Here is a 14,136-nt window from a genome sequence, read left to right as displayed (position 1 = left end):
CGCGGCGGCAGGTTTGGCCAGCGCTGGCTTGGCCGCAGGTTTGGCGGCAGCCGTTTTAGCGGCGGGTTTGGCTGCGGCCTTGGCGGCAGGTTTAACGGCCGGCTTGGCAGCGGCTTTAGCGGCCACTGGTTTAGCGGCACGCTTGGCCGCCGGTTTAGCCGCCGCAACTTTCGCAGCCGGCTTGGCAGCCGGTTTAACCACGGCTTTGGCGGGCGTTTTGGCCGCAGGTTTGGCAGCCGGCTTGGCGGCGGCTTTAGCCAGTGGCTTGGCGGCAGCGGTTTTAGTCGCTGGCTTAGCCGCAGCAGCAGCCTTCACCGGCGTCACTTTGGCACCGGTGAGTTTTTCGATTTGTTTGGTCAGCGTGTCAACCTTGCTGTGCAGTGCCTTCACTTCACTACGGCTAGGAACACCCAGTCGTGAAATGGCACTGTGGAGACGTTTGTCGAAAGCCCCTTCCAATTCGCCCCATTTATCACTGAGTTTCGATTTGGCGGAACCTGCAGTCGCTTTGGCTGCATCCACTTGTTTGCCGACGGTGCTCTTGGTCAACTTCTCGGCCTTCTCGCCGTCTTTAACCAATGTCTCGAAGAGTTTGCTGCCGTCACTGTCGATCTTCGAGTAAACGCCTAAACCAGCCAGCCAGATCTTGCGGGAGTATTCTTCAACTTTCCCGACCCACGAGCTGCCTTCTTTCTGAGTAGTCTTTTTAACAGCCATCCCGATGTCTCCTTAGTGTTTACGCGCGACACGTTCGAGCAATGCCGTCAGCTCTTCGAGCTTAGCAGAGAGTGTCTCCACGTCATGTTTAGACGCAATGCCGATTCGATTCAAGGCACTTGCAACACGCGTGTCAAAAGCTTTTTCAACTTTATCCAGTTGAACTTCTACCCGACCTTTGACGCTGGCGATATTACTCGTTACTTGGTCAATCTGACTGTTGGCCGCATCAAGTTGTTCAAGTGCAACTTTTTTGCCTTTACTTTCAACATGTTGACCGGTCTTAACCAGCTCTTTGAAGTACTCGCCGCCCTCGCTTCCGACCTTGGCATAGACCCCTAGGCCTGCCAGCCAGATCTTGCGGGCATAGGTTTTAACGTCGTCCAGGGCGTGGCTCGGGGCGTCGATTTTTTTCTTCAGGATAACTTTGGCCATGATGCACCTCACGTAAAAAGGGTGGAGGAACGGCCCGCAGAAGTTGAGGGCGTGGGCACAAAGTAGGCAGAAAAATTAGAATCGGCACCCTAAGAACAGCAGGATCACGCCAAGGCTTTATCCAGGGCTTTCTCGATTTCAGTCTTGATGGTGCCACTCATGGCCGACATCAACAGGCCCAGTTCCACATCAATACGCAACAGATCATCGGCGACCAACACCGTGCCTTTAACCCCCGAACGCTTGAGGTTCAACGTATCGCCCGACCACGAAGGCTGCAGGCCATATTGATCCTGGAGTTTCTGTGCCAGCTTCTCGGCCTTCGCCCGTGCGCCTTCTTTACCCAGGGAATGCGCACGTTCAACAGTGATACGGGCCATTGCAATGACTCCTCTTTATAACGACTTGAACACCTGCCATGCGGCAAAAGGTCTCGGTGAGCACCTATCTTACCTTCAGCCTTGCCAAGACAAAGCAGGCCTTGGGGATTATCATGTCCCGCATTCAATTTTGGTGACAGCGATATGACTGATCAGCGCAAAGGCAGCGATGCCGAACCCACCACTCACTTCGGCTTCAAGAACGTCCCGGAAAGCCAGAAAGCGGAAAAAGTCGCTGAAGTGTTCCACTCCGTTGCGGCCAAGTACGACCTGATGAACGACGTGCTCTCCGGCGGCATGCACCGCCTGTGGAAGCGCTTCACCATCGAGTTGTCGGGTGTACGCACTGGCAACCGCGTGCTGGACATCGCGGGTGGTACCGGCGACTTGGCGGCCAAGTTCTCCAAGCTCGTCGGCCCGACCGGCCAGGTGGTGCTGGCGGATATCAACGGTTCGATGCTCAAGGTCGGCCGTGATCGCCTGCTCGACAAAGGCGTGGCCGGCAATATCGAATTCGTCCAGGCCGATGCGGAAAAGCTGCCGTTCCCCGACAACCATTTCGACTGCGTGACCATCGCGTTCGGCCTGCGCAACGTGACCCACAAGGAAGACGCGATCCGCTCGATGCTGCGCGTGCTCAAGCCCGGTGGCCGCCTGCTGGTGCTGGAGTTCTCCAAACCGACCAACGCGCTGATGTCCAAGGTCTACGACACCTACTCGTTCGCCTTCATGCCGTTGATGGGCAAGCTGATCACCAACGACGCCGAGAGCTATCGCTACCTGGCCGAGTCGATCCGCATGCACCCCGACCAGGAAACCCTGAAGTCGATGATGGTGGACGCCGGTTTCGACCGCGTGACCTACCACAACATGACCTCAGGCATCGTCGCCCTGCACCGCGGCATCAAGCCCTGATGCTGTTCCAAGGCCTGCTCGCCAGCGTCGAACTCGGTGTCAACCGGGTGCTGCGCCTGGACAGCACCGCCCTGGCGCGGCTCGCGCACTTGAATGGCAAGATCATCGCCGTCGACTGCACGAGCCCGGCCTTACAGCTGTTTATCCTGCCCAGCGATGAAGGCCTGTTGCTCGCAACCCATTGGGCCGCCGAGGCCGACTGCACCCTGCGTGCGCCGGCCTCGAGCCTGTTGCACCTGGCGCTGAGCCGCAACAAGACCGCCATCCTCCACAGCCCCGAAGTGGCGCTGGAAGGCGACAGCGCGGCGCTGATGGACCTGGCCGCCGTGCTGCAAGACCTGGAACTGGACTGGGAATACGAACTGTCGCGCTGGATCGGCCCCGTGCCCACCCAATTGATCAGCGGTCACCTGCGCAGTCGCACGCGCTGGTACCAGCAGGGGTTCGCCAGCCTCAACCAGAACCTCGCCGAATACCTGAGCGAAGAATCGCGCACCCTGGTCGGACAACGGGAAGCGCAAGCGCGCTTTCGTGAACTCGACAAGGCCAAAATCGACCTGGAACGCCTTGAGGCCCGCTTCGAGCGCCTGAGCCGTTCCCTTGATCCAAGCGATAACGCATGAAGCTGCTCGCCGTCCGCCGTTTGTTCCGTATCCAGCGCGTCGTCATCCGCTACCGCCTCGATGACCTGCTGTTCGCCCTGCCCTTGCCGTGGTTCCTGCTGGCCGTGCGCTACGTGCTGCCGTGGCGCTGGTTCCCACGCAAGCCGCTGGACCTGAGCCGTGGCACGCGCCTGCGCCTGGCCTTGCAGGATTTGGGGCCAATCTTTATCAAGTTCGGGCAGATCCTCTCGACCCGTCGCGACCTGTTGCCCGAAGACATCGCCGACGAGCTGATGCTGCTGCAGGACCGCGTGCCGCCGTTCGATTCGCAGCAATCGATGAAGCTGATCGAAGAGCAGTTGGGCAAGAAGATCAGCGACGTGTTCAGCCGTTTCGACGTCGAGCCCCTGGCTTCGGCCTCGGTGGCGCAAGTGCATGCGGCGCAGCTCAAGACCGGCGAAGAAGTGGTGGTGAAGGTGATTCGCCCAGGCCTCAAGGCGATCATCGGCCAGGACCTGGCGTGGCTGTTCATTCTCGCCCGCGCCGCCGAACGCTTCTCCGCCGACGCGCGCCTGCTGCACCCGGTGGACGTGGTCGCCGACTACGAAAAAACCATCTACGACGAACTCGACCTGCTGCGCGAAGCGGCCAACGCCAGCCAGCTCAAGCGCAACTTTGAAGGCTCACCGCTGCTGTACGTGCCGCAAGTGTATTGGGACTGGTGCCGCCCTAAAGTGTTGGTGATGGAGCGCATCTACGGCGTGCAGGTCACCGACCTCGCGACGCTGACCGACCAGCGCACCGACATGAAGATGCTCGCCGAGCGCGGCGTCGAGATCTTCTTCACCCAGGTGTTCCGCGACAGTTTCTTCCACGCCGACATGCACCCCGGCAATATCTTCGTCAGCACCATCAACCCGTGGAGCCCGCAGTACATTGCGATCGACTGCGGCATCGTCGGCAGCCTGACCCCGGAAGACCAGGACTACCTGGCGCGCAACCTGTTCGCCTTCTTCAAGCGTGACTACCGCCGCGTGGCGCAGTTGCACATCGATTCGGGTTGGGTGCCCGCAGAAACCAAGCTCAATGAATTCGAAGCGGCGATCCGCACCGTGTGCGAGCCGATCTTCGAAAAACCGCTAAAAGACATTTCCTTCGGCCAGGTACTGATGCGCCTGTTCCAGACCGCGCGGCGCTTCAATATGGAAGTGCAGCCGCAGTTGGTGCTACTGCAGAAAACCCTGCTGAACATTGAAGGCCTGGGCCGCCAGTTGTACCCCGACCTCGACCTGTGGAACACCGCCCAGCCGTTCCTCGAACGCTGGATGCGCGAACGGGTCAGCCCGAAAACCCTGCTGGGCAACCTGCAGAGCCAGGTGGAGCAACTGCCGCACCTGGCCAACATGACCCGCGACCTGCTGGAGCGCATGTCCCAGCCCCACGCCAAGGACTCGACGCCGCCGTGGCACACGCGCAAGGACGACTGGTTCCTGCGCCTGCTGGGCGCCGCGCATCTGGTCGGCGGTGTAATGCTGGCCATCGGCGGGCCGCTGAACCAACTGGGCCACTGGCCGGCCGGTATCATGGTCGCCGTGGGTGTTTATCTGATCGTGCGTCGGTAGCCAATCCGGTTATACACTGTCGCAAATTGCCGGAGCCGAAGATGAAAGACTGGCTGGACGAGATCAAGTGGGACAGTGACGGCCTGGTGCCGGCCATTGCCCAGGACTACAAGACCGGGCGCGTGCTGATGATGGCCTGGATGAACCGCGAGGCGCTGAGCCTCACCGCCGCTGAGCAGCGCGCCATTTACTGGTCACGTTCACGTGGCAAACTGTGGCGCAAGGGTGAAGAGTCCGGGCACGTACAAACCCTGCACGAGATACGCCTCGACTGCGACGCCGACGTGGTGATCCTCAAGGTCGAGCAGATCGGCGGTATCGCCTGCCACACCGGCCGCCACAGCTGCTTCTATCGCGTGTTCGAGAACGGCGAGTGGAAGGTTGTAGAGCCGGTACTCAAAGACCCGCACGCCATTTACTCGGCAGGACACTGAACATGAGCGATACCCTGAACCGTGTGGCCCAGGTGCTGGAAGAGCGCAAAGGCGCGGATGCCGAAAGCTCCTACGTCGCCAGCCTGTACCACAAAGGCCTGAACAAGATCCTGGAAAAACTCGGCGAAGAATCCGTCGAGACCATCCTTGCCGCCAAGGATGCCGAGATCAGCGGCGACTGCAGCGATGTGATCTACGAAACCGCCGACCTGTGGTTCCACAGCCTGGTCATGCTCGCCCAACTGGGGCAGCATCCGCAGGCCGTGCTGGATGAACTGGACCGTCGCTTCGGCTTGTCCGGGCATGTCGAAAAGGCCTCGCGCCCGTCCGCCTGAATAACTTTTACAGAGGAATTGCAGCATGGGCATTTTTGACTGGAAACACTGGATCGTTATTCTGGTGGTAGTCGTTCTGGTATTTGGCACCAAGAAACTGAAAAACCTCGGCACCGACGTGGGCGAGTCGATCAAGGGCTTTCGCAAGGCCATGAACGACGACGAAAAGCCGGCCGACCCCGCCGCCAACCCGGCGCCACCGGTCCAGCCTGTGCACCACCACTGCGCTGCAGCAGCTGACCATCGACAGTCCGGACAAGTAATTCGAGGAAATGCCTATGACCGCCCTTGCACGCATCACCCTGCTCAGCCTGGTAGTTGGCTTGAGCGCTTGTGCGGTCCACCGCCCACCTCCCGCACCCACCGGCCCGACCATCCCACCGTCGGGCCCGTCGACCCAACCCGGCGCCCGACCTTCCAGCCCGGTCACCGCCCCTGCGAAAGCGCCACCGAGCAAGTCGTCAACCTTCGCCCCGCCACCGGGCGCGGCCAGCCACTGGGACGGCAAGATGCAGGTGTATGTGCTGGAAGACCAGCCCGACACCTTCTACCGCCAGCGCACTTACTACCGCTGGAGCAACGGCTGGAGCCGCTCCATCAGCCCGGACGGGCCGTGGGAAGAGACCGACGTGCAGGGCGTGCCGCCGGGGTTGAGCAAGCACTACGCGCAGTGACAAAAGGCGACCTTTGGGTCGCCTTTTTCGTGGATTCGTAGTGTGGTCCTTCACACACTGGAGAGCCAATGCCGGGGCCGGACTCTACCTGAGGCTTGCGGGGTTTCTGGTGGGCTCATTTTCAGGCCAGCTGTTATATGCGCTGAGTGGCAGCATCATCAGGACCCGGCTGGACGATCATCCTGATCTCGATGTGATCAATTTTATCAGTGGTGGATTATTGATTGGCTTTGCGGCCTGGCAATGTGCGCGCATTTTGTCAGGAGGCTGATCCTCTGCCATCCGGGAAACCGTGCGCAGTTGCCTGCAACCGAACATGAAAGTGCTGACAGGCACGCCTGACCGGGTGCGTGGCGCATCGCAATCCGATACTGTGGCCGCCGCCGGGCTGGTCTAGGCCAGGCGCCGTGATGCGTAGCCGGCCAGGTAACAAATCTGCAGATAAGCGAAGAGGGTGTATTGATGGCGGGCAGGTTGATCTATCTCATCGGGCCATCGGGTTCGGGCAAGGACAGCCTGTTGGACGCTGCACGATCACGTTTGGCCGAGCGTGGCTGCCGCATTGTGCGTCGGGTGATTACCCGCTCGGCGGAAGCGCTGGGCGAGGCGGCGCAGGGGGTGAGCGCCGAGCAGTTTGTCGCGATGCAAGCCGAAGGTGCGTTTGCGCTGAGTTGGCAGGCCAATGGGTTGTCCTATGGCATTCCCAAGGAGATCGATGCGTGGCTGGCGGCGGGGGCGGATGTGCTGGTCAACGGCTCTCGTGCCCACCTGGCGCAGGCCCGCGAGCGCTACCCGACGTTGCTGGTGGTATTGCTGAGTGTTGATCAGACTGCACTGCGCCAGCGCTTGTTGGCGCGGGGGCGGGAGTCGGTGGTGGATATCGACGCGCGCCTGGCGCGTAATGCGCGGTTTACGGCGCAGTTGCTGGCCGGTATGGGGGCGGGGTTATTCGTGCTGGATAACTCTGGCCCGCTGGAGCATACGGTCGAGCGTTTGCTGCGCTGCCTGCACCCGTCAGCGGTTTAACAACCCTTCCACATACTCCACAAACGCCCGCGCCTTGGCACTCGCCATCCGGCCTGTCGGAAAGACGGCCCATAAGTCCCGCGCCGGTAAACGCCAGTCGGTCAGCACCGGTTTTACCTCGCCACTGGCCAGTTCCGGCGTGAACATCCAGGCCGATGCGAGGGTCAGGCCCAGGTGGTTTAGCACGGCAGCGCGTACCCCTTCAGCCGCTGTGACGTTCAAGCGGCCACGGGCGACGATCGGGTATTCGCGGGCGTCTTGGGTAAAGGTCCAGCGCGGGCCTTCGCCCTGGGTGTAGATGACCGCCTGGTGTTGCAGCAGATCAGTTGGCGTGGTGGGTTCACCGAAGCGTTCGAAGTAGGCCGGGGTGCCCAGGATATGGCAGGGCGACTCACCGATCTTGCGCGCGGTCAGCCCTGAATCGCTCAGGTTGCCCATGCGCAGGGCGACGTCGATGCCTTCTTCCACCAGGTTTAGGCTGCGGTCGTCGAGCACCACATCTATGTTCACTCCAGGGTACTGCTCCAGAAACGGCCCCAGGTGCGGAAGGATATGCAGGCTGGCAAAGGTTACGGCGGCGCTGATGCGCAGGTTACCCGATAGCCCGGCGCCCGCGCTTCGGGCGGCGTCGTCGGCCTCGTTGGCTTCATCGATAGCACGCTTGGCTTTTTCGAAAAACGCCAGGCCTGCTTCGGTCGGCGTCAGGCCTCTGGTTGAACGCAACACCAACCGCACCGCCAGGCGCGCTTCCAATTGCGCAACGCTCTTCGACACGGCGGGCTGGCCGATGCCCAGGCGTTTGGCGGCGGCGGAAAACGAGCCGGTTTCGACAACGTGGACGAACGTTTCCATGGCGGTAAGGCGGTCCATTGGGTGTCCCTTGCTTGCTTGATTGAGCGCATCGCGACGCAGTGCGGCGCACAAGCCTACGGGGAATGGTCATGGCTTGTCATCCGCTCCTAAACGGCGTTTATCGTATTGAAGAAGGTTAAAGGGTTATGTCGTTGTCAGTGGAAGATTGGCGTAACTCATCGGCGGGTATTTTTTTAGATGATATTTTTTTAGTGTAAAAACAACCTGATATTCGCGAGGTGTTTGTGTGCTTGAATGTTTAAATTGCAAATGGAATCTTAGTTATCTAACCGTGTGTTACGTGGCGCGGGGATGTTTCGGCTGAAACTAAAATGGGGTTGGTCTGATATTTTTCACTGTGCGAGATTGTCAGCGATGACGATGAGCCTAGCTCAACTAGTTTGCGTCTATCGATACTTAATCTCCGGGTCGATTTGATTCGGTCTCTTTATTTATTCGTTAACAAAGCGAGTGCCGCACAATGAATGGATTTGATCTGCGTTCTGTTACTTCCCGTGCTGGTTTACCGATATCGGACCCCGGCCCGTTTGGTGCGGGCGCCACTCAGAAGCCGTCCTTTACAACAGACCAGGCGGCCAAACAAATAACCCGGGAAAATCTTCGTTTTCGCGACCGTAACGGCGATCAGAAGATTGATTTGCACTACACGGTAGACGCGAGCTTCACCGCCCAGCAGCAGCAACGCGTGCGCCAGGCGGTTCAAGCCTGGCAGGACGTAGCCGCTATCAACTTCCTCGAGCAGTCAGGCAGTACGGACGGAACGCTCAGTATCCGTAACAACCCTCGCGGCGACCGGGGAGTTGCCGACATGCCTCATGGCGGCACTACCCGTACATCGGCCACGATCGGCACCGGGGGAAGTGCGAGTTCGCCTGCGCTGGGCAGTCACTTTTCGGTCACGGCTATTCATGAAATCGGTCACGCCATCGGCCTGCAACATCCGGGAAACTATAACGGCGGCGGCGCCAACTACCAAAACGGCGCGATCTATGCGCAGGACACCAAGGCACGCACCGTAATGAGTTACTGGTCGGAACGCCATCAATCCGGTCACGACTTCAAGTCGCTCAATCCGTCCGCTCCGATGATGGACGATATCGCTGCGGCACAACGCCTGTATGGGGCTAACCACCAGACCCGCAAGACCGACACCACCTATGGCTTCAATTCCAATACCGAGCGGGAAGTGATGAGCCTTAGCAGCGCCAGAGACAAACCGGTCTTCTGCGTATGGGATGGCGGCGGTAAGGATACGCTGGATTTTTCCGGGTTTTCCCAGGATCAGAAGATCGATCTGAATGCGGAGTCGTTCTCTGACGTGGGGGGCTTGAAGGGCAATGTGTCCATCGCCAAGGGGTGCATTATCGAGAATGCGATCGGCGGTGCCGGCCGTGATGCTTTGATTGGCAATGACGCGGCCAATCGGCTCAAGGGCGGCGCCGGTGCTGATACGTTGAGAGGCGGAGGCGGGGCGGATACGTTTGCCTACGATAACGCCAGCGACTCCACCGCGCAGAGCCCCGACCTGATCGAGGACTTCACCAGCGGCACCGATAAGATCGACGTTTCTGGAGCATTAATCGCGTCGGGGGGGCGCGCGCTTGTGTTCACCGATCGGTTCAGCGGTCGCGCCGGTGAAGCGGTGCTCAAGCACGATGCCAGTACGGGACGGTCGAGCCTGGCCATTGATCTGAAGGGAACGGGCAACGCGGACATGCTGATCAACAGCAAGGGGCAGATCAAACCGGGCGATGTACGGTGGGGTGGATCGCAGCCTGTGCCAACGCCAACGCCAACCCCAACGCCAACCCCAACCCCGACCCCGCAGCCTGGTGAAACCCCAAGCGGGCCATATGCACTGTTCGAAATGCTTGCCAAGACACTGTCAGCGCTCTTGTTACAGATGATGCAGCTTATCGCCCCAGCATCCAGTGGAAGGCCACGGTCGTAACCCCACTCACGATCCCGGCGTATCATGCCGTCAGGCAGTGACTGCCGAGGTGTGGCGCGAAGCACTGAGAAAGCGCAGCAACGCCACCAGCGGGAAAGCACTGCCCACCAGCATCACGCCCAGCCAGCCGCCGTGTTCGTACACGCTGCTGGCAATCGCCGAGCCGAAGGCACCGCCGATGAAGATGCTGGTCATGTACAGCGCGTTCAGGCGGCTGCGGCTGTTGGCATCGAGGGCGTAGATGGCGTGTTGCTGTTTATCAGTCGCCCGGCTGGGCTGTTCCCGCTGCCACGGCTCAACCGTGTGTTAGGCGCGGTGATCAATCTGGGGCGTTCGTTGCCGTTTGTGGTGATGTTGATCGCGTTGATTCCGCTGACCCGCCTGATTGTCGGCACCACTTTGGGCAGCACGGCCGCCGTGGTGCCGATCACCATGGGTGCTTTTCCATTTTTCGCACGCATTGTCGAGGCCGCCCTAGACGAAGTGGACACGGGCCGCATCGAGGCGATCGTGGCGATGGGCGGCGATATCCGGCATGTGATTTTCAAGGTACTGCTGCCCGAAGCCTTGCCGGCGCTGGTGGCCGGGGTCACGCTGACCCTGGTGATGCTGATCGGCTTTTCGTCCATGGCCGGGGTGATCGGTGGCGGGGGTTTGGGCGACTTGGCGATTCGCTACGGCTACCAGCGTTTCAACAACCAGATCATGGTGGTGACGGTGGTGGTGTTGGTGGTGCTCGTGCAGGGCGTGCAAAGCCTGGGGGATCGCTGCGTGAGGTCGTTGGCGCATCGCCGATAAACGCTTAATGTTGATCGCGGCATGCTCAACGGTCGCGCACGGCCTTGAGCAACAGCGTTTCGAAGGCTTGCTGCACCCCTGGCCCATCACTGTGAGCCACATTGAAGCGCATCGAATCAGGCAGTGCCGGGTCGTAGCCGAACAACGCCCCCGGCGCCAGCACCATGCTTTGCTTCAACGCCTCCTGGGCCAACTGTTCACCGTTCACCCCCGGCGGCAGGCGGGCCCAGATGAACATGCCGCCTTCATACGCCATCGGCAATTGGCAGCCACAGCGCTTGAGCCATTGTTCGACACGCCCACCGGCTTCCAGCAAACGCTGCACCATGCGTTTGCGGTGCCGCGCGTAACTGCCTTCGCTGAGCAGGCGATAGATGATCTGCTCGAACAGCTCCGAGGTCACGCCGCCGCTCATCAACTTCATATGGGTCAGGTTGGCCGCCAGTTGCGGCGCGGCCACCACGTAGCTGACGCGGGTGTTGGCGCTGAGGATTTTCGAGAACCCCGACAGGTAGGTGACCTGGTCCGGCCCCGCGATGGCGGCCAGGCGCGGTGGCGGGTTGGGGTGCAGGTCGCCGTAGAGGTCATCCTCGATGATATGGCAGTGGTACTGCCGGGTCAGTTGCAGCAAACGAAACGCCTGGTTGGGGCTGAAAGAATGCCCGGTGGGGTTATGCAACACGCTGGTGGTGAGGTACAGGCTGGGGCGATGTTCGGCCAGTAACTGTTCGAGGACGGCGAAATCGAAGCCATCCGGGCGACGCTCGATCGTCACCACTTTGACCCCATGCAAGGCCAGGTTGGCGTGGAAGTTGAAGTAGCAGGGCGCATCGAGCAGCACCGTGTCGCCCGGGCGGGCGAGCAGGCGCATGAGCATGTCCAGGCCTTGCAGGGTGTTGGGCGTGGTGATGATTTGCTCCACCGGCACCGACAGCCCTTCGGCATGCAGCTTGTGTTGCAAGGCCTGGCGCAAGGGCAATAACCCGGCCGGCGTGCCCATCCCGGCAAGGCGCAGCGACGGCGCGCGCACCACGCTGCGCATGGCTTGGCGCAGCGTTTCGTTGTCCAACCATTGCTCCGGCAAATGCCCGCCACCGGGGCGCCATTCGCCATTGACGCTGACCAATGGCCGGCGCAGGACGCTGAGCAGGTCCTGGGGCAACAGGTCGACCCAGTTCGACGACGCGGGGTGGGCGGTGTCCGTCGCCACGAAGTAGCCGCGACCTTGGCTCGACGTCAGCAGGTTGCGTCCGCGCAGGCGGTCCAGGGCTTCGTTGAGGGTGAACTTGCTGACGCCCAGGGTCTGGGTCAGCTCACGCACTGACGGCAACTTGCTGCCGGGCGCCCATTCGCCGTTCTCGATCGCCTGGCTGAACGCCTCGACGATCTGCTGCACCTTGGGTGAGCCAGCCCGAAAGGCGATGGCGGATACAAACATAGGGCTTCCTTGTCTTTGCCGGTGATTTTACCGGTGAAGTAGGGCTGGATTAGGCATGACTTTACCTGCCTTGCGCAATGCTGCCGCCCTAGACTGTCGACCATCTGGCCACTTTCTGGCTGTCTTCCCAAGGTTCAAGGCCATGACAACCGCGCTGACCCTCTCTTCGTTTCTCTACTTTCTGTTGTTTTGCGCCACCGTGACTTTCAGCCCCGGCCCCATGACCTTGCTGCTGCTGAGCCTGGGCTTGAAGGACGGCCTGCGCAGCTCGATCCCGGCGCAGATCGGCGCCAGTGTGGCGTACCTGATCTCCATCCTGATCTTTGCCGTGGGCTTCTCGGAATTGATCAAAGGCAACCTCGCCATCACCCAGAGTATCCAGATGGTCGGCGTCGCCTACATCCTCTACCTGGCCTACAAACAGTGGACCGGCAGCGGCGTGTCCAGCGGCGCGGTCGTTGCCGTGGAAGGCGGGCGCAGCCTGTTCGGCAAGGGCTTGCTCACCGGGTTCTCCAACCCCAAGGCGATCATTATGTTCAGCGCCGTGTTCCCACAATTCGCCGGGGCCGGGGAGCACAACTCGATGACAGACATCGCCATCCTCGGGCTGACCTTCCTGCTGCTGCAATTTGCCAGCGGCTGCCTGTATGGCTATTTCGGCCAGCGCATCAAACCTGTACTGGAAAACCCTCGGCGGCGGGTATGGCTACAACGAATTACGGCGCTGCTGCTACTGGGCGTCGCCGGGATGCTGGCACGGGGCTTTTCCGACTGACGACGGAGAGTGTATGAGCGGTAGTGGCGATATAACGTTGCCCTGATAGACTCCAGGCACTCTCTCAGGATCGCACGCCACCATGCCAGCCGCCGGAGGAAATGGAGTTCCGCTCGCTACCCGCTTGTACAAATCCCGCATGTTGGGGCTGACGCTTGGCTTTGCCTGCGTGGCGTTCGGCATGTATCCGCTCAACCCACCGCTTTGGGTGTGGGTGTTGATGGTGATCAACGGCTTTGTCTGGCCGCATCTGGCTTATCAATGGTCGCGCCGTAACGCCAACACATTGCGGTGTGAGCGCCGCAACCTGCTGTTCGATTCGTTTTGCGGCGGCTTCTGGGTCGGCGCCATGCACTTCAACTTACTGCCCAGCGTCACCACCCTGTCGATGATGACCATGAATAATGTGGCCATCGGGGGTACCCGTTTCATGCTGGCGGGCTGGGTGGCGCAGGCGTTGGGGGTCGGCGTGGCGCTACTGATCTTCACCCCGGCGTTCGTCAGCATGACCACCCAGGCGCAGCTGTACGCCTGTTTGCCGATCCTGATGCTGTATCCGCTGGCCCTGGGCTGGATTTGCTATCGCCAGGCCGTGAGCCTGGCCGGGCACAAGCGCGAGCTACTGGCCCTGAGTCGCACCGACAGCTTGTCCGGCCTGCTCAACCATGGCGCGTGGAAGGACCATCTGGACATCGAGTTCCAACGCTGTCACCGCGAGCCACTGGGCGCGGTCATTGCCCTGATCGACATCGATCACTTCAAAGTGATCAACGACACCTACGGCCATGTCACTGGCGATATCGTCCTGCGCCAGCTCAGTAAAGTACTGCGCCAGAACCTGCGCGCCACTGACCTGGCCGGGCGCTACGGCGGTGATGAGTTCTGCGTGATCCTGCCGGGCGTGCCGCTCAATCGGGCCACGGAAGTCATGGATGCCCTGCGTGATCGCTTCAATGCGCTGGCCTATGCCGAGGACCCGACCCTGCGTGCCAGCTTGAGCATCGGCCTGGCGCCTTATCAGCCCGGGCATGCCGATGCCACCAGTTGGCTCAACGATGCCGACCAGGCGTTATACGAAGCCAAGAGCAGCGGGCGCAACCGGGTCAGCGCGGTGCAGGGCCCTTGGTTGAGGTCGGTCTAGTGGGGTAGGGTGTGACGATC

General features: G+C 60.8%; 16 protein-coding genes and 3 pseudogenes. 13 read left to right on the top strand and 6 right to left on the bottom strand.

All coding sequences use genetic code 11. From position 1 onward, the window contains the following. From L9Z73_RS05110 to L9Z73_RS05100, 3 genes are all read right to left on the bottom strand, one after another. On the bottom strand, window positions 1-717 hold a 717-nt coding region (locus L9Z73_RS05110; RefSeq protein ID WP_247397025.1), incomplete at its 3' end, for a phasin family protein. 12 nt (window positions 718-729) lie between these two features. Then, window positions 730-1,152 carry a phasin family protein gene (locus tag L9Z73_RS05105; RefSeq protein WP_247397023.1) on the bottom strand — a complete coding sequence of 141 codons (423 nt, stop codon included), beginning with the start codon at window positions 1,150-1,152 and terminating at the stop codon, window positions 730-732. Between the two features lie 104 nt (window positions 1,153-1,256). Then, on the bottom strand, window positions 1,257-1,532 hold the full coding sequence (locus L9Z73_RS05100; RefSeq protein WP_247397021.1) for a polyhydroxyalkanoic acid system family protein: 276 nt from the start codon (window positions 1,530-1,532) through the stop codon (window positions 1,257-1,259). Window positions 1,533-1,676: 144 nt separating this feature from the next. Between L9Z73_RS05100 and ubiE the strand changes: the two genes are divergently transcribed. The 9 genes and pseudogenes from ubiE (at window position 1,677) to phnN (ending at window position 7,140) form a co-directional block, all read left to right on the top strand. Further along, entirely contained in the window at window positions 1,677-2,447 is a 771-nt protein-coding gene (gene ubiE, locus L9Z73_RS05095; RefSeq protein WP_106577513.1) for a bifunctional demethylmenaquinone methyltransferase/2-methoxy-6-polyprenyl-1,4-benzoquinol methylase UbiE, read from the top strand. Next, on the top strand, window positions 2,447-3,070 hold the full coding sequence (locus tag L9Z73_RS05090) for a ubiquinone biosynthesis accessory factor UbiJ (RefSeq protein WP_247397018.1): 624 nt from the start codon (window positions 2,447-2,449) through the stop codon (window positions 3,068-3,070). The genes ubiE and L9Z73_RS05090 overlap by 1 nt, the downstream gene beginning before the upstream one ends. Beyond that, a complete protein-coding gene (gene ubiB, locus L9Z73_RS05085; RefSeq protein ID WP_247397015.1) occupies window positions 3,067-4,671 on the top strand; it encodes a ubiquinone biosynthesis regulatory protein kinase UbiB in 1,605 nt (534 codons plus the stop codon). Before L9Z73_RS05090 ends, ubiB begins: the two co-directional genes overlap by 4 nt. Window positions 4,672-4,712: 41 nt before the next feature. Beyond that, window positions 4,713-5,105 (top strand): phosphoribosyl-AMP cyclohydrolase, encoded by a 393-nt coding sequence (gene hisI / locus L9Z73_RS05080; protein ID WP_017849884.1) that lies wholly within the window; start codon window positions 4,713-4,715, stop codon window positions 5,103-5,105. 2 nt (window positions 5,106-5,107) lie between these two features. Beyond that, window positions 5,108-5,440, top strand: a complete 333-nt coding sequence (locus tag L9Z73_RS05075) for a phosphoribosyl-ATP diphosphatase (protein WP_247397012.1) — start codon at window positions 5,108-5,110, stop codon at window positions 5,438-5,440. A gap of 25 nt (window positions 5,441-5,465) precedes the next feature. Beyond that, window positions 5,466-5,702: pseudogene (locus tag L9Z73_RS31290) on the top strand (twin-arginine translocase TatA/TatE family subunit); the annotation flags it as partial. 16 nt (window positions 5,703-5,718) lie between these two features. Beyond that, complete coding sequence (locus tag L9Z73_RS31285; RefSeq protein WP_247397009.1) at window positions 5,719-6,114, top strand: hypothetical protein; 396 nt, start codon at window positions 5,719-5,721, stop codon at window positions 6,112-6,114. 40 nt (window positions 6,115-6,154) lie between these two features. Continuing rightward, complete coding sequence (locus tag L9Z73_RS05060) at window positions 6,155-6,385, top strand: hypothetical protein (RefSeq protein WP_247397006.1); 231 nt, start codon at window positions 6,155-6,157, stop codon at window positions 6,383-6,385. A gap of 191 nt (window positions 6,386-6,576) precedes the next feature. Then, window positions 6,577-7,140, top strand: coding sequence for a phosphonate metabolism protein/1,5-bisphosphokinase (PRPP-forming) PhnN (phnN, locus tag L9Z73_RS05055; RefSeq protein ID WP_247397003.1), 564 nt, complete (start codon window positions 6,577-6,579; stop codon window positions 7,138-7,140). Here phnN and L9Z73_RS05050 read toward each other — a convergent pair. After that, entirely contained in the window at window positions 7,129-8,010 is an 882-nt protein-coding gene (locus tag L9Z73_RS05050; RefSeq protein WP_247397000.1) for a LysR family transcriptional regulator, read from the bottom strand. The genes phnN and L9Z73_RS05050 overlap by 12 nt on opposite strands. Window positions 8,011-8,473: 463 nt before the next feature. Here L9Z73_RS05050 and L9Z73_RS05045 point away from each other — a divergent pair, with 463 nt between their 5' ends. Continuing rightward, the gene (locus tag L9Z73_RS05045; RefSeq protein WP_247396997.1) at window positions 8,474-9,964 is read left to right on the top strand and encodes a M57 family metalloprotease; all 1,491 of its coding nucleotides are present in this window, start codon (window positions 8,474-8,476) and stop codon (window positions 9,962-9,964) included. Between the two features lie 30 nt (window positions 9,965-9,994). On the opposite strand, the pseudogene L9Z73_RS05040 reads toward L9Z73_RS05045, so the two are convergent. Further along, window positions 9,995-10,216: pseudogene (locus L9Z73_RS05040) on the bottom strand (MFS transporter); the annotation flags it as partial. Here L9Z73_RS05040 and L9Z73_RS05035 point away from each other — a divergent pair. Beyond that, window positions 10,211-10,762: pseudogene (locus L9Z73_RS05035) on the top strand (methionine ABC transporter permease); the annotation flags it as partial. The pseudogenes L9Z73_RS05040 and L9Z73_RS05035 overlap by 6 nt on opposite strands. A 25-nt stretch (window positions 10,763-10,787) precedes the next feature. Here L9Z73_RS05035 and L9Z73_RS05030 read toward each other — a convergent pair. Next, window positions 10,788-12,200 carry a PLP-dependent aminotransferase family protein gene (locus L9Z73_RS05030; RefSeq protein ID WP_247396994.1) on the bottom strand — a complete coding sequence of 471 codons (1,413 nt, stop codon included), beginning with the start codon at window positions 12,198-12,200 and terminating at the stop codon, window positions 10,788-10,790. Between the two features lie 142 nt (window positions 12,201-12,342). Here L9Z73_RS05030 and L9Z73_RS05025 point away from each other — a divergent pair, with 142 nt between their 5' ends. After that, window positions 12,343-12,975, top strand: coding sequence for a LysE family translocator (locus tag L9Z73_RS05025; protein WP_247396991.1), 633 nt, complete (start codon window positions 12,343-12,345; stop codon window positions 12,973-12,975). 82 nt (window positions 12,976-13,057) lie between these two features. After that, on the top strand, window positions 13,058-14,116 hold the full coding sequence (locus L9Z73_RS05020; RefSeq protein ID WP_247396988.1) for a diguanylate cyclase: 1,059 nt from the start codon (window positions 13,058-13,060) through the stop codon (window positions 14,114-14,116). Window positions 14,117-14,136 lie beyond the last annotated feature (20 nt).

This window comes from Pseudomonas emilianonis (genome assembly GCF_023072625.1).
Taxonomy (GTDB): domain Bacteria; phylum Pseudomonadota; class Gammaproteobacteria; order Pseudomonadales; family Pseudomonadaceae; genus Aquipseudomonas; species Aquipseudomonas paraveronii.
Note: the sequence above shows the minus strand (reverse complement) of the source record. Positions and strands in the feature narration are given on the sequence as shown.